General features: G+C 67.1%; 17 protein-coding genes. 11 read left to right on the top strand and 6 right to left on the bottom strand.

Going from position 1 to position 21,620, the window contains the following annotated elements; all coding sequences use genetic code 11:
* Nucleotides 1-106: 106 nt before the first annotated feature.
* On the top strand, nt 107-2,311 hold the full coding sequence (locus AC3WOB_RS22810; RefSeq protein ID WP_013395049.1) for a TonB-dependent receptor: 2,205 nt from the start codon (nt 107-109) through the stop codon (nt 2,309-2,311).
* 13 nt (nt 2,312-2,324) lie between these two features.
* On the opposite strand, the gene AC3WOB_RS22805 is transcribed toward AC3WOB_RS22810, so the two are convergent.
* The 3 genes from AC3WOB_RS22805 to AC3WOB_RS22795 form a co-directional block, all read right to left on the bottom strand.
* Entirely contained in the window at nt 2,325-2,924 is a 600-nt protein-coding gene (locus AC3WOB_RS22805) for a transglycosylase SLT domain-containing protein (RefSeq protein WP_492276270.1), read from the bottom strand.
* Nucleotides 2,925-3,127: 203 nt separating this feature from the next.
* On the bottom strand, nt 3,128-5,719 hold the full coding sequence (gene acnB, locus AC3WOB_RS22800; RefSeq protein ID WP_013395047.1) for a bifunctional aconitate hydratase 2/2-methylisocitrate dehydratase: 2,592 nt from the start codon (nt 5,717-5,719) through the stop codon (nt 3,128-3,130).
* Between the two features lie 209 nt (nt 5,720-5,928).
* A complete protein-coding gene (locus AC3WOB_RS22795) occupies nt 5,929-7,557 on the bottom strand; it encodes an FxLYD domain-containing protein (protein WP_492276269.1) in 1,629 nt (542 codons plus the stop codon).
* Nucleotides 7,558-7,846: 289 nt separating this feature from the next.
* Between AC3WOB_RS22795 and AC3WOB_RS22790 the strand changes: the two genes are divergently transcribed.
* Nucleotides 7,847-8,611 (top strand): TSUP family transporter, encoded by a 765-nt coding sequence (locus tag AC3WOB_RS22790; protein WP_492276268.1) that lies wholly within the window; start codon nt 7,847-7,849, stop codon nt 8,609-8,611.
* Nucleotides 8,612-8,642: 31 nt separating this feature from the next.
* Here the strand turns inward: AC3WOB_RS22790 and AC3WOB_RS22785 are convergent, their stop codons facing one another.
* Both AC3WOB_RS22785 and AC3WOB_RS22780 read right to left on the bottom strand, forming a co-directional pair.
* Nucleotides 8,643-9,083 carry a CBS domain-containing protein gene (locus AC3WOB_RS22785; protein WP_013395044.1) on the bottom strand — a complete coding sequence of 147 codons (441 nt, stop codon included), beginning with the start codon at nt 9,081-9,083 and terminating at the stop codon, nt 8,643-8,645.
* Between the two features lie 81 nt (nt 9,084-9,164).
* The gene (locus AC3WOB_RS22780; RefSeq protein WP_492276267.1) at nt 9,165-10,070 is read right to left on the bottom strand and encodes a LysR family transcriptional regulator; all 906 of its coding nucleotides are present in this window, start codon (nt 10,068-10,070) and stop codon (nt 9,165-9,167) included.
* Between the two features lie 177 nt (nt 10,071-10,247).
* Between AC3WOB_RS22780 and bktB the strand changes: the two genes are divergently transcribed.
* Nucleotides 10,248-11,429 (top strand): beta-ketothiolase BktB, encoded by a 1,182-nt coding sequence (bktB, locus tag AC3WOB_RS22775; protein WP_013395042.1) that lies wholly within the window; start codon nt 10,248-10,250, stop codon nt 11,427-11,429.
* Nucleotides 11,430-11,522: 93 nt separating this feature from the next.
* Here the strand turns inward: bktB and AC3WOB_RS22770 are convergent, their stop codons facing one another.
* The gene (locus AC3WOB_RS22770; protein WP_013395041.1) at nt 11,523-12,257 is read right to left on the bottom strand and encodes an IclR family transcriptional regulator; all 735 of its coding nucleotides are present in this window, start codon (nt 12,255-12,257) and stop codon (nt 11,523-11,525) included.
* Nucleotides 12,258-12,405: 148 nt separating this feature from the next.
* On the opposite strand from AC3WOB_RS22770, the gene AC3WOB_RS22765 reads away from it, so the two are divergent.
* The 8 genes from AC3WOB_RS22765 (at nt 12,406) to AC3WOB_RS22730 (ending at nt 21,576) form a co-directional block, all read left to right on the top strand.
* Entirely contained in the window at nt 12,406-13,209 is an 804-nt protein-coding gene (locus tag AC3WOB_RS22765; protein ID WP_013395040.1) for an enoyl-CoA hydratase, read from the top strand.
* Nucleotides 13,206-15,290 carry an acetate--CoA ligase family protein gene (locus AC3WOB_RS22760; protein WP_492276266.1) on the top strand — a complete coding sequence of 695 codons (2,085 nt, stop codon included), beginning with the start codon at nt 13,206-13,208 and terminating at the stop codon, nt 15,288-15,290. The genes AC3WOB_RS22765 and AC3WOB_RS22760 overlap by 4 nt, the downstream gene beginning before the upstream one ends.
* Nucleotides 15,291-15,326: 36 nt before the next feature.
* Nucleotides 15,327-16,295, top strand: a complete 969-nt coding sequence (locus tag AC3WOB_RS22755) for a Bug family tripartite tricarboxylate transporter substrate binding protein (RefSeq protein ID WP_013395038.1) — start codon at nt 15,327-15,329, stop codon at nt 16,293-16,295.
* A gap of 4 nt (nt 16,296-16,299) precedes the next feature.
* On the top strand, nt 16,300-17,487 hold the full coding sequence (locus AC3WOB_RS22750) for an acyl-CoA dehydrogenase family protein (RefSeq protein ID WP_492276265.1): 1,188 nt from the start codon (nt 16,300-16,302) through the stop codon (nt 17,485-17,487).
* Nucleotides 17,488-17,492: 5 nt separating this feature from the next.
* Nucleotides 17,493-18,533, top strand: a complete 1,041-nt coding sequence (locus tag AC3WOB_RS22745) for an acyl-CoA dehydrogenase family protein (RefSeq protein WP_492276264.1) — start codon at nt 17,493-17,495, stop codon at nt 18,531-18,533.
* Between the two features lie 53 nt (nt 18,534-18,586).
* On the top strand, nt 18,587-19,357 hold the full coding sequence (locus AC3WOB_RS22740; RefSeq protein WP_492276263.1) for a class I SAM-dependent methyltransferase: 771 nt from the start codon (nt 18,587-18,589) through the stop codon (nt 19,355-19,357).
* 169 nt (nt 19,358-19,526) lie between these two features.
* Nucleotides 19,527-20,279 (top strand): GntR family transcriptional regulator, encoded by a 753-nt coding sequence (locus tag AC3WOB_RS22735; RefSeq protein ID WP_013395034.1) that lies wholly within the window; start codon nt 19,527-19,529, stop codon nt 20,277-20,279.
* Entirely contained in the window at nt 20,230-21,576 is a 1,347-nt protein-coding gene (locus tag AC3WOB_RS22730; RefSeq protein WP_492276262.1) for a malonyl-CoA decarboxylase domain-containing protein, read from the top strand. Before AC3WOB_RS22735 ends, AC3WOB_RS22730 begins: the two co-directional genes overlap by 50 nt.
* Nucleotides 21,577-21,620: the final 44 nt, after the last annotated feature.

Here is a 21,620-nt window from a genome sequence, read left to right as displayed (position 1 = left end):
GCCCGGCAAGGCCCCGGCCTTCCGGCACATTCCAGACGCATCCGTAGTTCTCCAGTGCGCGCGTGACCCCATCGGGATTTTGATATCTGCCTGCGAACTCCCCGACATGAAAATCCGAACTCTTGCCTGCATGGCCGCCGCGCTGCCGTGCTATCTCCCCGTTGCCCACGCCCAATCCGCGTCTGACCAGACCGGCTCCGTGGTTTCCATGGACGCCATCAAGGTCGAGGCCAGCGCCGACGCCTCGGCCGGCGGCCTGGCCGAACCCTTTGCCGGCGGGCAGGTCGCCCGCGGCGGCCGCATCGGCCTGTTCGGCACCCAAGACGTGATGGACACGCCGTTCAGCATCACCAGCTACACCAATGAACTGATCCAGGACCGCCAGGCCCGCAGCGTGGGCGACGTGCTGCAGAACGATTCGGGCGTGCGCGTGGCGCGCGGCTTCGGCAACTTCCAGGAGTCGTACTTCATCCGCGGCTTCATCCTGGGGTCGGACGACGTGGCCTACAACGGCCTCTACAGCCTGCTGCCGCGCCAGTACATCGCCACCGAGCTGTTCGAGCGCGTGGAAGTCCTGCGCGGCGCTTCGACCTTCCTGACGGGCGCCTCGCCCGGCGGCGGCGGCATCGGCGGGGTGATCAACCTGGTGCCCAAGCGCGCGCCGAACGAACCTCTGACCCGCGTTACCACCGGCGTGTCCAGCGGCGGGCAGTTCCAGTTGTCCACCGACATCGCCCGCCGCTTCGGTCCCGGCGACAGCACCGGCATCCGCTTGAACGCCGCGCAGCGCAGCGGCGACACCGGCATCGACGATGAACACTCGCGCACCAGCCTGGTCTCGCTAGGCCTGGACTGGCGTTCGGCCGACACCCGCCTGTCTGCGGACATCGGCTGGCAGGAAAACAAGCTCAAGCGCGCGCGTCCCAACGTGACGCTGGGCGCCGGCGTCACCAAAGTGCCGGACGCGCCCGACGCCAGCTCCAATTATGCTCAGCCGTGGTCGTATTCGAACGAGCGCGATGTCTTCGGCACCGTGCGCGGCGAACATGATTTCAGCGACAAGCTGACCGCCTATGCGGCCTTTGGCATGCGCCGCAGCGACGAAGCGAATTCGCTGGGCAACGTCACGCTGACCAACGGCAGCACGGGCGCGGGCACCTTCTACCGCTTCGACAACACCCGCGAGGACAGCGTGAATACGGGCGAACTGGGCCTGCGAGGCAAAGTGCGCACCGGCCCGGTGGGCCACGAGTTCGTCGTGTCGGCATCCTTCTTCGACCTGAAGAAGAAGAACGCCTATGTGATGGACTGGCAGAACACCTATCCCACCAACATCTACAACCCGATTTCGTATGACAAGCCGCCGTTCAGCGCCACCGCGCTGCGCGGCAACGACCTGGACGATCCGGCGCTGCAGGGCCGCACCCGCCTGAGCAGCTACGCCATCGGCGACACGCTGTCGTTCCTGGACGACAAGGTGCTGCTCACGGCCGGCATCCGCCATCAGCGCTTGTCGCAACGCGACTACGCATACAACACCGGCAAGGAAAACGGCGCCTACGACGCCAGCCACAATTCGCCCGCCGCGGGCCTCGTGGTCAAGGTCGCGCCCAGCGTTTCGCTGTACGCGAACTACATCGAGGCGCTGGTCGCGGGGCCGACCGCCCCGGCCAATGCCGGCGGCAAGCCGGTGCCCAATGCCGGCCAGAGCCTGCCGCCGTTTGTCTCCAAGCAGAAGGAAATCGGTGCGAAGTACGAGGGAGATGGCCTGGGGGCGGGACTGGCCTTGTTCTCCACCGACAAGCCGCGCGCCATGTACAACGCCAGCAACGAGCTGACGACCTCGGGCAAGGACCGTCATCAGGGCGTGGAACTCACGATGTACGGCGAACCCATCAAGAGCGTGCGCCTCTTGGGCGGCCTGACCTGGCTGGACGCCAAGCAGATCTCCACCGGCAACCCGTCCATCGACGGCAACCGCGTGATTGGCGTGCCGCGCTTCCAGGCCAATATGGGCGTGGAGTGGGATATTCCCGGCGTGCCGGGCCTGGCCGTGGATGGTCGGGTGGTCTACACCGGCTCGTCCTATGCGGATGACGCCAACACGCTCAAGGTGCCGGGCTGGACCCGCTTCGATGCGGGCCTGCGCTACATGATGGATGTGGACGGCCACGTCGTGACCCTGCGCGCCCGCGTGGACAATATCGCCAACCGCAACTACTGGTCCTCGGTGGGCGGCTATCCGGGCAACGGCTACCTGGTGCTGGGCGGACCGCGCACCTTCTTGCTCAGCGCGAGCATGGACTTCTAAGGCCGGGCGGCGTTCACCAGAACCAGCCGCCGCGCGTCAGGTCCGCTTCGCAGCCCTTGTACTGCGAGGCGAACTTGTCGGCGCGGGCCTGGACTTTCTTGGACACGGTCTTGAGCCAGGCCTTGCGATCGAAGCTGCGGTTGCGGTAGCCGGTCCAGCCCTCGTGGTAGTTCAGGTACTGGCCGTAGGCGTCCGACTTGGACACGCCATTGATGCGCTGGGTCTTGTTCATGTACCAGCCCATGAAATCCAGCGCGTCGGCGAAGTCGTCGCGGCTGGAGCCCCAGCCTCCTGCATCCTTCTTGTAATCGTCCCAGGTCTCGTCCTTGGCCTGGGCGTAGCCGTAGGCGGAACTGACGCGGCCCCAGGGGATGAAGCCCAGGAAGTAATAGCGCGGCGGCACCGCGTCCTGCTTGAAGGACGACTCCTGGTACATCATGGCCATGGGCACCGGCACCGGCGCGCCCCACTTTTTTTGCACCTTCAGGGCGGCATCGTGCCAGTCCGGCTTTTCACGAAAGATGGCGCAGATGTTCTCGGGATTCGAGGGCGGCGCGGTGGCGCAGCCGGCGAGCGCCAGCAATAGCAGGGGCGGCAGCAAAAGCCGGGTCATTGGCGGTCTTCCTCCGGAGATCGGGGCAGGGTTGGGGGAGCGGATGTCACAAGTTACCGCGATTGTATGAAAACGTATCGCGCAAAAAGTTCCGTCCCTGAAATTCTCCGACCTATGCCGCATGCACCAGGAAAAGAAAAACGGCCCCGGATTTCTCCGGGGCCGTCTTGCAGGCGATGCAGCCAGGCTGCGCTGCCCGACGCTTAGACTTCGATGACGTCAGCCACGTCCTTGTAGTCCGCGATCTTGTCGAAGTTCAGGTACTGGTAGATCTGGTCGCCGCTCTTGTTGATGACGCCCATGTCGGCCATGTACTCGTCCTTGGTCGGGATGCGGCCCAGCTTCGAGCAGATCGCGGCCAGTTCGGCCGAACCCAGGTACACGTTGGTGTTCTTGCCCAGGCGGTTCGGGAAGTTGCGGGTGCTGGTCGACATGACGGTCGCGCCTTCGCGCACCTGCGCCTGGTTGCCCATGCACAGCGAGCAGCCCGGCATTTCCGTGCGTGCGCCGGCGGTGCCGAACACGCCGTAGTGGCCTTCCTCGGTCAGTTGCGTGGCGTCCATCTTGGTCGGCGGGGCGACCCACAGCTTGACCGGGATGTCGCGCTTGCCTTCCAGCAGCTTGGAGGCTGCGCGGAAGTGGCCGATGTTGGTCATGCAGCTGCCGATGAACACTTCGTCGATCTTGGCGCCGGCGACTTCCGACAGCGTCTTCACGTCGTCCGGGTCGTTCGGGCAGGCCACGATGGGCTCGTGCACGTCGGCCAGGTCGATTTCGATCACGGCGGCGTATTCGGCGTCGGCGTCCGGCTCCAGCAGCTTGGGATCAGCCAGCCAGGCTTCCATGGCCTTGATGCGGCGGCCCAGCGTGCGCTCGTCTTCGTAGCCGTTGGCGATCATCCACTTCAGCATCACGATGTTGCTGTTGATGTATTCGATGATCGGTTCCTTGTTCAGGAACACCGAGCAGCCGGCGGCCGAACGCTCAGCGGATGCGTCCGACAGTTCAAAGGCTTGTTCGACCTTCAGGTCGGGCAGGCCTTCGATTTCCAGGATGCGGCCGGAGAAGATGTTCTTCTTGCCTTGCTTGGCAACCGTCAGCAGGCCTTGCTTGATGGCGTACAGCGGGATCGCGTTGACCAGGTCGCGCAGGGTCACGCCGGGTTGCAGCTTGCCCTTGAAGCGGACCAGCACCGATTCCGGCATGTCCAGCGGCATCACGCCGGTGGCGGCGGCAAAGGCGACCAGGCCCGAGCCGGCCGGGAACGAGATGCCGATGGGGAAGCGGGTGTGCGAGTCGCCGCCGGTGCCGACAGTGTCGGGCAGCAGCATGCGGTTGAGCCACGAGTGGATCACGCCGTCGCCCGGACGCAGCGAGACGCCGCCGCGGGTGCTGATGAATTCCGGCAGGGTGTGGTGCGTCTTGACGTCCACGGGCTTGGGGTAGGCGGCGGTGTGGCAGAACGACTGCATCACCAGGTCGGCCGAGAAGCCCAGGCAGGCCAAGTCCTTCAGCTCGTCGCGGGTCATGGGGCCGGTGGTGTCCTGGCTACCGACCGAGGTCATCTTCGGTTCGCAGTAGGTGCCCGGGCGGATGCCCTTGCCTTCCGGCATGCCGCAGGCGCGGCCGACCATCTTCTGGGCCAGGGTGTAACCCTTGCCGGTATCGGCCGGGTCCTTCGGCAGGCGGAACAGCGTCGAGGCCGGCAGGCCCAGCGCTTCGCGCGCCTTGGCGGTCAGGCCGCGGCCGATGATCAGCGGAATGCGGCCGCCGGCGCGCACTTCGTCGAACAGCACGTCGGACTTCACTTCGAATTCGGCGATGACTTCGCCGTTCTTCAAGGCCTTGCCTTCATAGGGGCGCAGTTCGACCACGTCGCCCATTTCCATCTTGGAAACGTCGAGTTCGATCGGCAGGGCGCCGGCGTCTTCCATGGTGTTGTAGAAGATCGGGGCAATCTTGTTGCCCAGGCACACGCCGCCGAAGCGCTTGTTCGGCACGAAGGGGATGTCTTCGCCGGTGAACCACAGCACCGAGTTGGTGGCCGACTTGCGCGACGAGCCCGTGCCGACCACGTCGCCGACGTAGGCGACCAGGTGGCCCTTTTCCTTCAGGGCTTCGATGAACTTGACCGGGCCGCGCTTGCCGTCTTCTTCCGGTTCGAACGCGGCGCCGTCGCGCTTGTTCTTCAGCATCGCCAGGGCGTGCATCGGGATGTCGGGGCGCGTGGTGGCGTCGGGAGCCGGCGACAGGTCGTCGGTGTTGGTTTCGCCAGGCACCTTGAAGACGGTGATGGTCAGGCTTTGCGGCAGTTCCGGACGGCTGGTGAACCATTCGGCGTCGGCCCAGCTCTGCATCACGGATTTGGCATTGGCGTTGCCCTTGTCCGCCTTTTCCTTCACGTCATGGAAGGCGTCGAACATCAACAGGGTCTTTTTCAGCGCGTCGGCGGCGATGGTGCCGATTTCAGCGTCGTCCAGCAGGTCGACCAGCGGGCCAATGTTGTAGCCGCCCAGCATCGTGCCGAGCAGTTCAGTCGCCTTGGCACGGCTGATCAGCGCACAAGCTTCCTTGCCCAGCGCCACGGCGGCCAGGTACGAAGCCTTGACCTTGGCGGCGTCGTCCACGCCGGCCGGCACGCGGTGCGTCAGCAGCTCGACCAGGTTCTGCTCTTCGCCTGCGGGCGGGTTCTTGAGCAGTTCGATCAGTTCAGCGGTTTGTTTGGCCGTAAGGGGCAGCGGGGGAATCCCCAGAGCCGCGCGTTCGGCAACGTGTTGGCGGTAATTATCCAGCATGTGAGGCCTGCTCAAAGTCGGGTTGGAAGAAGGGTTGTTCGCCGAATTGTAGAGGGAACAGGGGGACGCAAGCAAATGTCTTATATCTTATATAAGACTTGAGCCCATAGCTGTTGCTTAAGGGCGACGCGGGGCGGCGCGCCCTGGGGGGCGAGGCAGGAAGGGAAAGCCCGGCAGGGGCGCCGGGCGGGTATGTCCGGGGCAGCGGCTTAGCGCGGCCCGGCTTCGTACACCACGCCCACCCGCGCGAAATTGCCGCCGTATTGCTTTACGTCCACCTGGAACGGCGCGCTTTCCTCCGGCTTGAGCTTGGGCAGCCGCAGTTCCTGGTAGACCGCGCCGGTGAGCTTGTCCTGGGCGTCGTACAGGCTGACCCAGACTCTGACGTTTTCCACTTCGGCCTGGCTGTCGTTACGCACGCGCCCATGCACGGTCACGTACTTGTAGCGGAAGCGGTGGGTGAAGTTCAGGGTGCCAGTGCCGACCTGGGCCTCGGTGTTCTCGACCGTGACGGCCAGCTTGGGGCGGGGGCCGGGCAGGGCGGCGCGCTTGGCGGGCAGCCAGTCGGTCTTGACCTCGGTGTAGCGGTCGATGCGGCCGGTCAGCGCCACGGGCACCCGTTCTCCAGGGTACAGGCGCGCCGGCAGGCTCCAGCTCTGGCGCACCTCCAGCCGGCGGGAACCGTCGAACAGCGAGATGTCCGCCTTGGGCGACAGGACCACGTACTGGTCGCTGGTGTTGACCAGCTCGGCATACATGACCGGGCGCTCGATCTCGTCAAGCAGGCGGCGCGGAGCCGACAGCTTGAGCGCGCTGGCGTCGAACAGGGCGAAGCCCGGATCCAGCAGTTCCTCGGTGCTCAGGCGCACGTGTTCGATGACCCGCGGGTCGGCCGGGCTGACGCGCACGATGCGGCTGGGCGGCGTTTCTTCCTTGGGAGCGGCCGGAGAGACGGCCGGGTTTTCGCTCTGCACCATGTAGTCATAGGATGCGACCGGGCCTTCGGCCAGCATCTCGCAGCGCACGTCGAAGGAGGTCAGCGCGTTCGGCGCCAACGGGCTGGCGGCGCCGTAGCCGTTGCCGGTGCCGATCAGCTTGCCGTCCTCGCCGTACAGCATCACCGTGATCTGGCTGCTGTTGGCCTCGTTGGCGCCGTTGTTCTTCAGGAGGCCGACCAGGCGGTAGGCGCCATCGTTGCGCACCAGCTGCACCTTGCTGGCGGCCACCTCGTTGTTCCGGTCCCGCGCCAGCCTCGGCTGCGAGACCTGCAGCGTGTAGCGGCTGTAGGCCTGGCTGGGCGTGGAGATCGTGACAGGCGTGTATTCGCCCGGCTGCAGCGAGCGCGCCGGCGCCGAACCGGAGTTCGACGGTAGCGACAGTTCGCCCTGGAAGAACGAAGCCGTGACGCGCGGCACGTCGATCTTCTTGCCGGTCTCGTTGCGCATGATCATGACTAGCTGGGTGCGGTCGCGGACGCGGATTTCCTGCACGTCGGTCAGCTTGACCAGCGCGGCGTCGATGGGAGGGGGCGCCGGCGGCTGCCGCGTGACGGTCGGCTTGGACCCGAGCATGGAGGCGACCAGCGGGATCACGAACACGGCGGCCACGGCGACCGCGATCGCCGCGATGGCGCGCGGACCGAGCTGCGGCTTGGCAGCCGGCTGCTGCATCCCGCGCAGGATCTTCTCCAGCCGTTGGGCGACGTTGTCTTCGACCAGCGTGACCGCGTGGCAATGGCTGCAGCGGTATTCGTTGGTGTCCAGCTTGGTGAATTGGGCGCTGCCGCAGGTCGAGCAGGTCAGCGTTACCGTGTTGATCGTGGTCTGTTTGGGCGTCATTCTTGCGGGCACGCGCGCCGCACTCAGGCGGCGCGGCGGGGGCCGCGGCGGGAGCAAAGGCGCAAGGGATACACAGGGCGGCAAGGATAGCGGCACGTCACCTGGGGCATGGTGCACGAGCGCATCCATTTGTGACAAAGTATGTGGGCGGGCCTCCCGGTGCTATGATCGCCGGCGAAAAAACAGATCCCAAGCAGACCCCTTACGCTGTACCCCGTCGATCCGCTCCCGCGCCGCGCAACGCGCCGCTCCGGGCAGAGCCGAGGCAGGTCAGGCTCTACCCATTAGCATGAGCATTTCCCAATATTTGCTGTTCCTCGCTTGCGTGGCGCTCGCCACCTATGCGCAGACCATGACGGGCTTCGCCTTCGGGCTGGTGCTGCTGGGCCTGTCGGGCGTGTTCCAGCTGGCGTCCGTATCCGAAGTGGCCAACGTGGTCAGCGTGCTGTCGCTGGTGAACGCGGCGGTGACACTGGCGCGGGCCAAGCCCCAGGTGAACTGGTCGCTGATGCGGCCCGCCATGGCCAGCAGTCTGGTCGGCGTCGGGGCGGGCGTTGCCGCGCTGGCCTGGATCAGCGGATCCATGAGCGTATTGCTGCAGTTGCTGCTGGGCTGCACGATCCTCGGCTGCGCGGTGCTGCTGGTGGCGCGCGCGCAGCCGCTGGCGAGCGTGTCCTCGCGCGGATCGTTCGTCTTCTTCGGGGCCGTGTCGGGCGTGCTGGGGGGATTGTTTTCCAGCGCCGGGCCGCCCATGGTTTATCACCTGTACCGCCAGCCTTTGCCGCTGGCGGCCATCCGCAACAGCCTGCTGATCCTGTTTTCGCTGAACGCCGTCGTGCGCCTGGCGCTGGTGACCGGGCAGGGGGCCTTCATGGCCTCGTCGTTCTGGTTGAGCCTGCTGGCGTTGCCGGTCGTGATCGGCGTGACCTGGGTGGCGCGCCGCTACAGCACGGCCGGCTCGATGCAGACCGTCAAGCGCATGGTGTTCGTGCTGCTGCTGGCGGCCGGCATGGGACTGATCGTGCCGGCGTTCAAGGCGCTCGCGGCTGGCTAGCCGCGAGTCCTGTGGCGCGCGGGACGCGGCGTCAGCCGCGTTCGCCGGTGATGTAGCGTTCGAGTTCGTGGATGATGAACTTTTGCTCGCTCATGACGTCCTTGACCAGGTCGCCGATGGAAAGCAGGCCGATCAGCTTGCCGTCCTCGATGACAGGGAGATGACGGAAGTGGCGTTCCGTCATCATTGCCATACAGTGCTCGCGGGTGTCCGCGCGGCCGACGTAGTACACCGAATCGGTCATGATGTCGCGCACCTTCGTGGTGCGCGAGGAGCGATCCTGCAGCACGATCTTGCGGGCGTAGTCGCGCTCGGTCAGCATGCCCAGCACGGCATCGCCCTGGACCACCACCACGGCCCCGATGCTGCGTTCCGCCATGATTTTGACGGCTTCGAACACCGACGCGTCGGGCGAAACCGTCACGACGGAATGATTGGCTTTTTCCCTGAGTATCTCAGCAACTGTCTTCACGATGCGCTCCCGGATCGCTGGTGAGGATAAAACCCATGCTCCATCCTAAGCCTGGCGGCCGTGTTGCCGCAAGCGGCCCGCCTATTTCGCGGTCTTGTCCCGGAACGTCTGGCTGGCCATTTCGCGCAGGTTGCGCGTGGCGCTACGCTCGGTGGCGGGGTTCCATGCCAGGGAAATGCCGATCGACGCATCGGCTGGAAAATCGGCCAGCGTCTTGTAGACCACGTTGGTGCCGGGCAGGCGCCGGCCGCCGGCCGGCACCAGCGCCACGCCCAGGCCGCTTTCCACCAGGCTGAGCAGCGTCTGCACCTGCACCGCTTCCTGCGTGATGCGGGGCGTGAAGCCGCGCAGCTGGCAGGCGTTGATGGCAGCCATGCGCAGGCCGGCAGCTTCGCTGGCGGTGTACATGATGAAGGGTTCGTCTGCCAGGTCTGCCAGGCGGATGCGGCCGCGCCGCGCCAGCGGATGCGTCTTGGGCACGGCCAGCGCGAAGTTCTCGGTCGTGAGCGGAGCCAGGCGCACGTTCGATCCCATCGCCACCGGCACGCGCACGATGCCGACCTCCAGCGTGTCTTCCTCGAGTTCCTGCATGATGCGTATCGAGGTGGCTTCGCGCAGCACCACGGTGACGCCAGGATAGCGTTGCCGGAACGGCGGCAGGATGCGCGGCAGCACGCCGTGCGTGGCGGAGCCGACGAAGCCGATGCGCACGGTGCCGCCTTCGCCCGCGGCGCCCGCGCGCGCCGCCTGCCGGAATTGCTCGGCGTGGAACAGGGCGCGGCGGGCTTCGTCCAGCGCCGCCAGGCCGGCTTCGGTGAGCTTCACGCCCTGGCGGCCGCGCTGGAACAGCGGCACGCCCACCATTTCCTCGAGCTTGCGTATCGACACCGAAAGCGGCGGCTGCGACATGTGCAGCTTTTCGGCTGCGCGGTGGAAGTTCAGCGTTTCGGCCAGGACCAGGAACTGCTGCAGATGACGGAAATCCATGAGGGCGCTCCGAAAGGCGGTTGGTGTGGATGATATGACTTCCGTATCGATCCGGGCATTGGTGCTATCCCTTCGCTATCGGGTGATGGCGCCTTGCGCGTCGCGCGCAAGCCTTGGGGATGAGGCGGCGGCCGGGCGGCGGCGGTATGATGGAACGCATTACAAGGAGGAAACACCATGAATGAAGTCATCGTCGCTTCTGCCGTCCGCACCGCCATTGGCGATTTCGGGGGCGCGCTGAAAGACGTGCCGCCGTGCGACCTGGGCGCAACCGTCATCAAGGCCGCGTTGGAACGCGCCGCCGTCAAGGGCGATGAGGTCGGCCACGTCGCGGTGGGCCACGTCATCAACACCGAGCCCCGCGACATGTACTTGTCGCGCGTGGCGGCCATGAACGCCGGCATCGCCAAGGAAACCCCCGCCTTCAACGTCAACCGCCTGTGCGGTTCGGGCCTGCAGGCCATCGTGTCCGCCGCGCAGACCATCATGCTGGGCGATGCTGAAATCGCCATCGGCGCGGGCGCCGAAAGCATGAGCCGCGCGCCGTACATCGCGCCGGCGCAGCGCTGGGGCGCGCGCATGGGCGACAGCGTCATGCTGGACATGATGACCGGCGCCTTGTCGGATCCGTTCGGCCGCATGCACATGGGCGTGACCGCCGAGAACGTGGCGGCCAAGTTCGGCATCAGCCGCCAGGACCAGGACGCCGTGGCCGCGGAATCGCATCGCCGCGCAGCGGCCGCCATCGACGCGGGTTACTTCCGCGACCAGATCGTGCCGGTGGTGATGAAGTCGCGCAAGGGCGAAGTGGTGTTCGACACCGACGAGCATGTGCGCCGCGATGTCACGGCGGAAAACCTGTCGACGCTGAAACCGGTGTTCCAGAAGGAAAATGGTACGGTCACCGCGGGCAACGCTTCGGGCCTGAACGACGGCGCGGGCGCCGTGGTGCTGATGAACGCCTCGGTCGCGGCCAAGCGCGGCATCAAGCCGCTGGCTCGCCTGGTGGCCTACGCCCACGCCGGCGTGGACCCCAACATCATGGGCATCGGTCCGGTGCCGGCCACGCAGGCCGCGCTCAAGCGCGCCGGCCTGACGGTGGACCAGATGGACGTGATCGAAGCCAACGAAGCGTTCGCGGCGCAGGCCTGCGCGGTGTCGCGCGAATTGAAGCTGGATCCGGCCAAGGTGAACCCCAACGGCAGCGGCATCGGCCTGGGCCACCCCATCGGCGCCACCGGCGCGATCATCACCGTCAAGGCGCTGCATGAACTGCAGCGCGTGGGCGGACGCTACGCGCTGGTGACCATGTGCATCGGCGGCGGCCAGGGCATTGCCGCCATTTTCGAGCGGATCTGACGCACCAGGGGGGCGGCGGCTCGCTAGCGCGGCGGCCGCTCCACCGCTGGGCTGCCCCCTTTTGGGGCAGCAAGCTCGCGCAGCGTGGAACCTCTATTTTTCCAGGTAATCCTGGGCCCACGCCTCGCATTCGGCGCGCAGCAGCGCGCCCATCTGCGCCCGCCTGGGCGCGTCCAGCCGGCTGCTGATCGCGCCGAAGCTGAAAGCCACCCAGGTCAGTTCCGACACCCGGAACGCCACGCCCACGCCCGAAACGCCGGGCGTGATGGTGTCCACGATTTCCGAATAGCCCGCGGTGCGCGCCTGCCTGACCGATTTCATCAAGGCGGCGCTGGACGCGCCGATTTGCGCATAGGCGGCGGAATGCCGCGCATACAGCGCGGCGATTTCCTCGTCGGGCAAGGTGGCCAGCAACGCCAGTCCGCCCGCGCCCACGCCCAGCAGGCGCCGCTCGCCCTGGTCGATGGTGAATACCTTCACGGGGAATGAGCCGGCCTCGCGCAGCAGGCAGAGGGCGTAGTCGCCCTGGCGTATCACCAGGAATACCGTGTCGCCCGACAGGCGCGCCAGCTTCTGTGCGAACGGACGCAGCGCGTCCAGCAAGGGCGTGCGCCGCAGCGCCGCGAATCCCAATTGCATGGAATCGACCCCCAGGCGGTAGCGGCGGGTCTGGGCGTCGCGTTCGGCGAACTGTTCCTCCAGCAGGCAGCTGAGCAGCCGGTGCGCGGTGGAGCGCTCCAGCCCGGCCTCGGCCATCACGCCTTGCAGGTCTATGCCTTCTTCCTGATGCTGTGCCAGCACGCGCAGCAGGCCCAGGGCGCGTCGCATGCTCTGGGTACCGCCTGTGGAACCACTGTTGTTCATAATGTGGGAAATATTTATTGAATATTTTGTATTTTAGGATTCCGAGTGCGTTAATTCAATCCAGTCGACCGCGCCGCCTTTCAAGGCGCGGCAGAACAAGGACGAGGAGACCATGGAATACGCCACCCTGGCCGTCGAGCGGCACGACTCGGTATGCCGCATCAGCCTGGCGCGCGAATCCGCGCGCAACGCCCAAAGCCAGCAGATGCTGGATGAACTGGACGACGCGCTGACGCGCGCCGAACAGGACGACTCGGTGCGGGTCGTGGTGCTGGCCGGCCGCGGCGCGCACTTTTCGGCCGGCCACGACCTGAAGGAAGCGCAGGCCAAGCGCGCCGATTTCACGGTGGAAGAGCGCTGGGAGTACGAGTCGCGCCGCTACTACGGCTACTGCATGCGCATCTGGGACTTTCCCAAGCCGACGGTGGCCCAGGTGCAGGGCGCCTGCGTGGCGGGCGGCTTCATGATTGCCAATATGTGCGACCTGGTGGTGTGTTCCGACACCGCATACTTTTCCGATCCGGTGGGCCACACGCTGGCGGCGGCCGCGACCGAGGTGTTGATCCATCCCTGGGTCATGGGTCTGCGCAAGGCCAAGGAAATGCTCTACACCGGCGAAAAGGTCGACGCCCAGGAAGCGCTGCGCATCGGCATGGTGAACCGCGTGGTGCCCGAAGCCGAGCTGGACGCCGCGACCCTGGCGCTGGCGCAGCGCATCGCACAGGCACCGCCCTTTGGCCTGCGCCTGATCAAGCGTTCGCTGAACCGCACGGCCGACGCGCAGGGCTTCCGCACCGCCTTGTCGGCGCATTTCGACACGCACCAGCTGTCGCATCTGAGCGAGGAATTCCAGGCCGTGCGCGAACGCGGCTTGGCGCAGGCCATCCAGCGCAATAAGAAGGGCGAGGCAGCATGACCCCGTCTCTGGACCCTTTGCTCAATCCGCGCTCCATCGCGATGATCGGCGCCAGCGCCAACGCCGGGCGCATCGGCGGCATGCCGCTGGAGCTGTTGACGCGCTTCGGCTACGCGGGCGGCATCTATCCCGTCAATCCCAAGTACCAGGAAGTGTTCGGCCGCCGCTGCTGGCCCGACATCGAGGCCGTGCCCGAGCCGGTGGACCTGGCGGTGCTGGCCATCGCGGCCGCGGACGTCACGCCCATGCTGCGCCGTTGCCACGCCAAGGGCGTGCGCGCCGCCATCGTCTACGCCGCGGGCTTTGCCGAAGCGGGCGGCGACGGCGCGCGCCTGCAGGATGAGCTGGAGGCCTTCGTGGCCGAAAGTGGCATGGCCGTGGCGGGTCCGAATTGCATGGGCTTCGCCAACCTGAACACGCAGGCCCACACGGCGTTCGCCTCGGTCTTCAAGACCGCGCCGGCGCAGACAGGACCGGGCAAGGTCAGCCTGCTGACGCAGAGCGGCAACGTATGCGCGGCGGTCTACGCGATCGCGCGCCGGCTGGACCTGCCGTTCTCGCACTTCATCAATACCGGCAATGAAGCCTGCCTGGATTTCTCGCAATACCTGGAGTACCTGGCGGCGGATCCGCAGACGGAAATCGTGCTGGGCTACATCGAGCAGCTGCGCGACGGCGAACGCTTCATACGCGCCTGCCGCGAACTGGAGCGCCAGGGCAAGCTGCTGATCGCACTGAAGGCCGGCACCACGGACAAGGGCGCGCAGGCGGTGCAGTCGCACACCTCGGCGCTGGCCGGCGACCGGCGCGTGTACGGCGCGGCGTTTCGCCAGTTGAATGTGATCGAGGCCAATGATTTCGCGCAGATGGCGCACCTGGCCAGCCTGGCCACGCTGCGGCACCGCACGGCGGGCAAGCGCGTCGCGGTGCTGACCATGTCGGGCGCGCTGGGCGCGATCCTGGCGGACAAGTTCATCGGCGCGGGGCTGGACCTGCCTGACCTGCCGCCTGACCTGCAGGCGGTGCTGCGCGGCGGTATTCCCGATTACGGCATGGTCGGCAATCCGGTGGACGTTACCGGCAACGTGGTCAACGATCCGGCTTTCGTGCACACCGTGCTGGAGGCGCTGGCCACGACCGACGCGATCGACGCGGTGGTCGTGTACGCGCCCGGCTATATGCTGGACCGCATGGCCGACGCGCTGACGGATGTGTCGCGCCGGCATCAACGGCTGTTCGTCGCCATCGATACCGGCCTGGCCCAGAGCCGCGCCGCTCTGCGCGATGCGGAGGTGGCCGTGTTCGAGGACCTGGGCCTGGCGGTCGCGGCGCTGGCACCCTACCTGCTGTGGTGCGAGGCGCGCGGCGCCAAACGCATCGCGGCGGCGCCGGACCTGGCCGCGGCCGCCGTTCCGGCCTTGCCCTGCAACGAAGCCGACGCGCGCGAATACGTGGCCGCTTTTGGCTTGCCGCAAGCGCGGGTGGGCGCGGCCGTCAATGCGGACGAAGCCGTCGCGCAAGCGCGTGCAGCCGGTTATCCGGTGGCACTGAAGATCCTGAGCGCCGACATCGCGCACAAGACCGAGGCGGGCGGCGTGGCGCTGAACCTGGCCGACGACGAGGCCGTGCGCCGCGCCTTTGCCGAAGTAACGCGTGCCGCGGCCGCGGCGCAGCCCGACGCACGCATCGACGGCGCGATGGTGCAGAAGATGGAACGCGGCGTGGCCGAGATCATCGTCGGCGCCACGCGCGATCCCGTCTTCGGCCCGGTGCTGACCGTGGGCTTGGGCGGCGTGCTGACCGAGCTGTACCAGGACACTAGTCATCGCCTGCTGCCGGTGGACGAGGACATCGCGCTGCAAATGCTGCAGGAACTCAAGGCCTACGCGCTGCTGGACGGCTACCGCGGCAAGCCCCAAGCCGACGTGGCGGCTGCGTGCAGAAGCATCGTGGCGGTGGGCAATGCCCTGCTTGCCGCGCCCGCGCATGTGGCGGAAATCGAAGTCAATCCATTGCTGATCAAAGAGGCGGGACAAGGCGTCGCGGTACTGGACGCGCTGATCCTGCCCGCAACCCCGTAGCGCCAAGCGCGCAATGCACCCCAGGAGGAGACAAGCATGATGAAGAAGCTATTGGCCGGCGTCGCGCTGGCTTGCATCGGCGTCACGGGCCAGACCATGGCCCAGGACAGCTATCCCAACCGCCCGATACGCATCGTGGTGCCGTTCTCGCCAGGCGGCGCGACCGACATCATGAGCCGCCTGCTGGCGGAAAAGCTCAGCGGCAAGCTGGGTCAGCCGGTGATCGTCGAGAACAAGCCGGGCGGCGGCACCATGATCGCGTCCGACTACGTGTCGCGCGCCGAACCCGACGGCTATACCTTGCTGATGGCGGCCTCGTCGCTGGGCATCGCGCCCAGCATCTACGCCAAGGTGAACTACGACCCGATCAAGGACTTCGCGCCCATCAGCCAGGTGGCCTCGGTGGTGCACGTGCTGGAGGTGCATCCCTCGGTGCCGGCCAAGAACGTGGGCGAGCTGATCGCCTACCTGAAGGCGAATCCGGGCAAGGTCAGCTACGGCTCGGTCGGCACGGGCAGTTCGACCCATCTGGAGGCCGAACTCTTCAACAGCATGGCCGGCGTGCAGATGACGCACATCCCGTACAAGGGCAGCGCGCCGGCGCTCAACGATCTGGTGGCGGGCCGCCTGCAAGTCATGTTCGACGCCTGGGCCTCGTCCGGCCCCTTCGTCAAGGACGGCAAGCTGCGCGTGCTGGCGGTGACCACCGCCCAGCCTTCGGCCTCGGTGCCGGACCTGCCGACGGTGGCGGCCTCGGGCCTGCCGGGCTATTCGGCCATGCCCTGGCTGGGCCTGGTGGCGCCGGCGCGCACGCCGCAGCCGGTGGTGGACAAGATCTACAGCAACCTGGCGCAGATCCTGCAGCAGCCCGACGTCAAGGCGCAGTTCACCGGCCTGGGGTTGGACATCATCGGCAGCGACCCCAAGACTTTCGCCGCCTTCATTCGCCAGGACGTGACCACCTGGGCCAAGGTCGCGCGCGACTCGAACATCCGCCTGGAGTGATGGCATGACGCAGTTGGAAAGCGCCGCGCGGGAAGACCAGGCATTCCGCCTGGACCTGCGCGGCTGGCTGGCATCGGCCTACGCCCGTTTCGTCAAGGATTGGCCGGGCGGGGCCGAGCCGCGCAGCCTGGATTTCAGGCGCGCGTGGGAAGACACCCTGTGCGCCAACGGCTGGTCCGGGCTGGGCTGGCCCAAGGAGCACGGGGGCCGCGCCCTGCCGCTATCGCGGCAGGCGGTGTTCCACGAAGAGCACGCGCGCTGCGGCGCGCCGCTAGGCGTGAACCTGATCGGACACGGCATCCTGGCGCCGACCCTGCTGCATTTCGGCAGCGAGGCGCAGAAGCGCCGTTTCCTGCCCGGCATTCTGTCGAACCGCGAAGTCTGGTGCCAGGGCTATTCGGAGCCGGGCGCCGGCTCCGACCTGGCGTCGGTGCGCACACGGGCGGAGGCCGCGCCCGGCGGCTATCGGCTGAACGGCCACAAGATCTGGACCTCGTTCGCCGACCGCGCGCAGTGGTGCTTCGTGCTGGCGCGTACCGATCCGCAGGCGGCCAAGCACAGGGGCCTGAGCTTCCTGCTGGTCGACATGCGCAGCCCTGGCGTACGGGTCGAGCCCATCCGGCAGATCACTGGCGAGGCCGAATTCTGCGAGGTGTTCTTCGAAGACGTGTTCGTGCCCGGGGACTGCCTGCTGGGCGAGCCGAACCAGGGCTGGAAGATAGCCATGGCCGCCGCCAGTTTCGAGCGCGGCACTTACTTCATCCCGCGGTTGGTGCGCTTCGCGCAGGAACTGAGCGAGGTGCGCGAACTGGCCTTGCGCGCCGATGCCCATGGCCATGTGCCGGCGTCTTCGGCGGCGGTGCGCCAGCAGTGGGCGTGGCTGGCGGCCGACAGTCATGTGCTGGCGCTGAAATCGCAGCGCGCGCTGGCCGGCGCGATGCGCGGGGATCCGCCGGGGCCGGAGGGCTCGTCCACCAAGATCCATTGGAGCGAAGCACATCAGCGCTTGCTGGAACTGTCGCTGCAATTGCTGGGCGAGGACGCATGCCTGGCGGACGGCGCGCCCGACGCGCATGCCGCCGAACTGACGCACGCCTACCTGTGGTCGCGCGCCGAAACCATACTGGCGGGCACCTCCGAAATCCAGCGCAATATCATCGCCGAGCAGATGCTCGGCCTGCCCAAGGCTTGAACCTCATGGATCTGCATCCGACCGAAGACCAGCGCATGCTGGACGACGCGGCCCGGCGATTTCTGGCCGACCGCCATCCGCCATCCGTGGCCCGCGCCGCGGCCTGCAAGCCCTATGAAGCGCGCCTGGCGCAGTGGCGCGAGATCGCCGCCCAGGGCTGGCCGGCCTTGCTGGCGCCGGCCGAACAGGACGGGCTGGGACTGGGCATGCGTGAAGCCTGGATCGTGGCCGAAGCCGCCGGGCGGCACCTGCTGAGCCTGCCGCTGGCGGCCAATATGGTGGTGCTGCCAACCTTGTGCGCGGCGGGAGCGGCAGGGTTGGCCGCGCAATGGGCGGGTGCCGTGATGGCGGGCGATACGTATTTCGCCGACGCCGCCATGCGTCCCGACGGCTCCGCCTTTATCGAAGGCGCGGGCGAGGGCGTGCGCGTCCTGGCGGCGCGGCGCCTGGACGCCACCCACCTGCGCTTGGAGGTGTTGGCGCCAGTGTCCGGTTCCGCCGGACTCGATCCGACCATGCCCGTGGCGCGCGTGGTCCGTCCGCGGGTGCTGGAGAGCGTCGAACTGGAGGTCGAGGCTGGAACCTGGGAGCGGTTGCGCACGCGGCTGCGCCTGCTGCGTTCGGCCGAGCTGCTGGGGGCGGCCTCGGCCGCGCTGGAAATGGCCGCAGCCCATGCGCGCGAGCGCCGCCAGTTCGACCGCGCCATTGGCGCCAACCAGGCGATCAAGCATCGCTTGGCCGAGGATTGGATGGCCTTGGACGACGCCAGACTGGCGGGCATCGCGGCCGTCGCGGCGCATGATGCGGGCGCCGCCACGACGGAACGCGACAGCCTCTTCGCGCCGCTGCTGGCGGTCGAAGCCGGCCGGCGCGCCGCGCAGAACGCCATCCAGGTCCATGGCGCCCTGGGCGTCACCTGGGAGTGCGATGCGCATCTGTATCTGAAGCGGGTGCTGCGCCTGGCAGCCAGCCTGCAGGCGGAAGCGTCGCGCGCGAAACTGCTGGAACGCATCTGGGAGGGCGGGGGCGTCAGGCAGGCGGCCTAGCGCCATGGTCGGGCGCCTGACGCAAGGGCGGCGTCCGACCTACAATCGCCGCCATGCACAAATCGAACTTTCCTTCCGAGCTGGACCAGCCGACCCTGTCCGAGGTGGACGGCGTCCGTTATCTGCACTTCAACACCGTCTGGGTCCAGGGCGCCATGCGCATCAAGAATCCGTCGGAGCTGGTGCTCGAATACACCGCCCAGATGATGGCCTGGCTGCTGTTCCTGGAGCCGCCCAAGGAAGAAGCCATCGGCATGTTGGGCCTGGGCGCCGGCTCGCTGGCGCGCTACTGCGTCAAGCACACGCGCAGCCCGCTGCTGGCGGTGGAGTGGAATCCGCGCGTGACGGCGGCCTGCCATATGTTCTTCCGTCTGCCTGGCGCGAACCGCCTCGAAGTCGAGCACGCCGATGCTGGCGCCTGGGTGGCCGATCCCATGAACGCGGGGCGCTGCCCGGTGCTGATGGTGGACCTGTACGACGCTTCCGCCGAGGGACCGGTGCGCGACAGCGTGAAGTTCTACCGCGACTGCCGCCGCGTGCTGGGCGAGGTCGGCGTGCTGGCCGTGAACCTGTTCGGCCGCCACGAGAGCTTCGGCAAGAACATCGACAACCTCTCCAAGGCCTTCGACGACCGCATCGTGCTGCTGCCCGAAGTCGAAGCGGGCAACCAGATCGTGCTGGCATTCTCCGGTCCGCGACTGGAAGTCACGCCCGCCGAATTGCTGGCCCGGGCCGAGGTGGTGGAGGCCAAGTACGGCCTGCCGGCGCGCCGTTGGGCCCGCTCGCTGACCCGCCACGCGGTGGACGGGGTATTGCACTTCTGACGTCCAGTCCAATTTTCCAAGGACGGGCCACCGGGCCTCCGCAAGGCGGGGGGCCCTTTTTTTCTTAGGGTAGCTACCGAGACGTAAGGGGTTTTCTTTTTCCCGCATCCGGCTCTATCATGGTCTTATTCATAATTATGAATTACGGCATAGTCCAGGCCGCTGACCCATGACCCTACCCATCGTCCGGCAAGCCCTCTACCTGGAAGTCGCGGACCGCCTGCGCGGCATGATCCATGCGCGCTCCCTGCGTAACGGCGAATGGATCGACGAATTGCGCCTGGCGGGCGAGCTGGGCATTTCGCGCACTCCCTTGCGCGAGGCGCTCAAGGTGCTGGCCACCGAAGGGCTGGTGCGGCTGGAGCCGCGCCGGGGCTGCTTCGTCAACGAGCTGTCGGCGCAAGACCTGGAAGACATCTTCCCACTGATGGCCATGCTGGAAGGGCGCTGCGCCTTCGAGGCCGCGCGCAAGGCCAGCGATGCGCAACTGGCCGAACTTGAGCCGCTGCACGCGGCGCTGGCGGGCCACGCCCAGGCCGGCCGCATCGATGCCTACTACAAGACCAATTACCTGATCCACGAGGCGGTGCAGGCGCTGGCCGGCAACCAATGGCTGTCGGACATGGTGGGCAATCTGCGCAAGGTGCTGAGCCTGTCGCGCCACCGCAGTCTGTCGCAGCCGGGCCGCATCCAGCAGTCCTGCGCCGAACACCTGGCCATATTCGAGGCGCTCAAGGCGCACGACTGCGAGGCCGCGCAAGCGCTCGCGCACAACCATCTGATGCGGCAGCTGGAAGCGCTGCGCGCATTGAGCCATGCGGATGCTGCCGACGCGGCGCCGTCCGATCCCATCGTCATCGAGGAGCCCGCCCATGTCCGCACCCGCCAATCTCGCACCCGCGCGCGGCGCACGCACGCCTGAGCCCGAGGCCGATGCCGTCGAGGCGGCGGCCGGTGCCGCGCCGGCCGTTGCCGCTGCTGCCGCCGCTGAAAGCGCCGGCCTGATGTCCCGCCTGGGCAAACTGTGGGAACGCGGCCGGCTGCCCAGCGAATCCGAAGTCCGGCGCCTGTTCGAAGCGCGCCTGACCGATGTGGCCGCCAACAAGCTGGCGCGCCGCTGGTGCGAGCAGTACAGCGCCGCGGACGGCAAGGACCGCCGGCTGATGCTGACGGCGCTGGCGCAGGCGCGCGGCGGCTATGCGGGCGACGGCGGCGAGGGCGTGCGCCTGTTCAAGCGCTTCAACGCCCAGCCCCAGGGCCTGCGCTTCCTGGTCGAACTGCGCGCGGACATGCTGCGCTGGCGCAAGCAGGTGGCGGGCATCCAGACGCTGGACAAGGATCTCGAAGGCCTGCTGTCCGCCTGGTTCGACGTGGGCCTGCTGGAATTGCGGCCGCTGACCTGGGATTCGCCGGCGTCGCTGCTGGAAAAGCTGATCCTCTACGAGGCCGTGCACGAGATCACCTCCTGGGACGACCTGCGCCGCCGCGTTTCGCCGGACCGCCGCTGCTACGCCTACTTCCATCCGCAAATGCCGGGCGTGCCGCTCATCTTCGTGGAAGTGGCCTTCGCCAGCCAGATGGCCGACAACGTGCAGGTGCTGCTGGACAGCACCTTGCCGCCGCAGGACCTGGACAAGGCGCGCTGGGCCATCTTCTATTCCATCTCCAACACGCAGCCCGGCCTGAAGGGCATCAGCTTCGGCAATTTCCTGCTCAAGCGGGTGGTCGAGCAGCTGCTGCACGAACTGCCCAAGCTGAAGTCCTTCGCCACGCTGTCGCCCATCCCGGGCTTCGCCGATTGGCTGGCCAAGCTGGACGCCGAGGCGGTGGAGGCCATCGTGCGCGAGGACAAGGTGCGCGCCAAGTCGCGCAAGCGCGAGGGCGTGCCCGATGGGCAGCGCTGGGTCGCGCGCCTGGCCAAGGCGGCCCAAGGCAAGGCCGTGGACGTGGTCAAGCGTGCCGCTTTCCGCCTGACGGCCAATTATCTGCAGTCCATGAAGAACGGCATGCCGGTGGACGCGGTGGCGCGTTTTCACCTGGGCAACGGTGCGCGTATCGAACGGCTCAACTGGGCCGCGGATACCTCGCCCAAGGGACTCAAGCAGTCCTGCGGCATGATGGTGAACTACCTCTACGACCTCGATGAACTGGACGACAACCTGGCCCTGCTCGGAGAGGGCAAGCCGCAGGTCAGCCGCGGCGTGGGACGCGTGGCGTAAGCGCCGCGCTCGCTACCCAACAACATAAGAAAGAGGGCAGGAGA

This window comes from Achromobacter sp. FW305-C-30-7, assembly GCF_058783105.1.
Note: the sequence above shows the minus strand (reverse complement) of the source record. Positions and strands in the feature narration are given on the sequence as shown.

What these genes read in the sequence shown, in the direction of transcription:
- AC3WOB_RS22810 (WP_013395049.1), top strand. Translation starts at nt 107, where the DNA reads ATGAAAATCCGAACTCTTGCCTGCATGGCCGCCGCGCTGCCGTGCTAT.
- AC3WOB_RS22805 (WP_492276270.1), bottom strand. Translation starts at nt 2,924, where the DNA reads ATGACCCGGCTTTTGCTGCCGCCCCTGCTATTGCTGGCGCTCGCCGGC.
- acnB (WP_013395047.1), bottom strand. Translation starts at nt 5,719, where the DNA reads ATGCTGGATAATTACCGCCAACACGTTGCCGAACGCGCGGCTCTGGGG.
- AC3WOB_RS22795 (WP_492276269.1), bottom strand. Translation starts at nt 7,557, where the DNA reads ATGACGCCCAAACAGACCACGATCAACACGGTAACGCTGACCTGCTCG.
- AC3WOB_RS22790 (WP_492276268.1), top strand. Translation starts at nt 7,847, where the DNA reads ATGAGCATTTCCCAATATTTGCTGTTCCTCGCTTGCGTGGCGCTCGCC.
- AC3WOB_RS22780 (WP_492276267.1), bottom strand. Translation starts at nt 10,070, where the DNA reads ATGGATTTCCGTCATCTGCAGCAGTTCCTGGTCCTGGCCGAAACGCTG.
- bktB (WP_013395042.1), top strand. Translation starts at nt 10,248, where the DNA reads ATGAATGAAGTCATCGTCGCTTCTGCCGTCCGCACCGCCATTGGCGAT.
- AC3WOB_RS22770 (WP_013395041.1), bottom strand. Translation starts at nt 12,257, where the DNA reads ATGCGACGCGCCCTGGGCCTGCTGCGCGTGCTGGCACAGCATCAGGAA.
- AC3WOB_RS22765 (WP_013395040.1), top strand. Translation starts at nt 12,406, where the DNA reads ATGGAATACGCCACCCTGGCCGTCGAGCGGCACGACTCGGTATGCCGC.
- AC3WOB_RS22760 (WP_492276266.1), top strand. Translation starts at nt 13,206, where the DNA reads ATGACCCCGTCTCTGGACCCTTTGCTCAATCCGCGCTCCATCGCGATG.
- AC3WOB_RS22755 (WP_013395038.1), top strand. Translation starts at nt 15,327, where the DNA reads ATGATGAAGAAGCTATTGGCCGGCGTCGCGCTGGCTTGCATCGGCGTC.
- AC3WOB_RS22750 (WP_492276265.1), top strand. Translation starts at nt 16,300, where the DNA reads ATGACGCAGTTGGAAAGCGCCGCGCGGGAAGACCAGGCATTCCGCCTG.
- AC3WOB_RS22745 (WP_492276264.1), top strand. Translation starts at nt 17,493, where the DNA reads ATGGATCTGCATCCGACCGAAGACCAGCGCATGCTGGACGACGCGGCC.
- AC3WOB_RS22740 (WP_492276263.1), top strand. Translation starts at nt 18,587, where the DNA reads ATGCACAAATCGAACTTTCCTTCCGAGCTGGACCAGCCGACCCTGTCC.
- AC3WOB_RS22735 (WP_013395034.1), top strand. Translation starts at nt 19,527, where the DNA reads ATGACCCTACCCATCGTCCGGCAAGCCCTCTACCTGGAAGTCGCGGAC.
- AC3WOB_RS22730 (WP_492276262.1), top strand. Translation starts at nt 20,230, where the DNA reads ATGTCCGCACCCGCCAATCTCGCACCCGCGCGCGGCGCACGCACGCCT.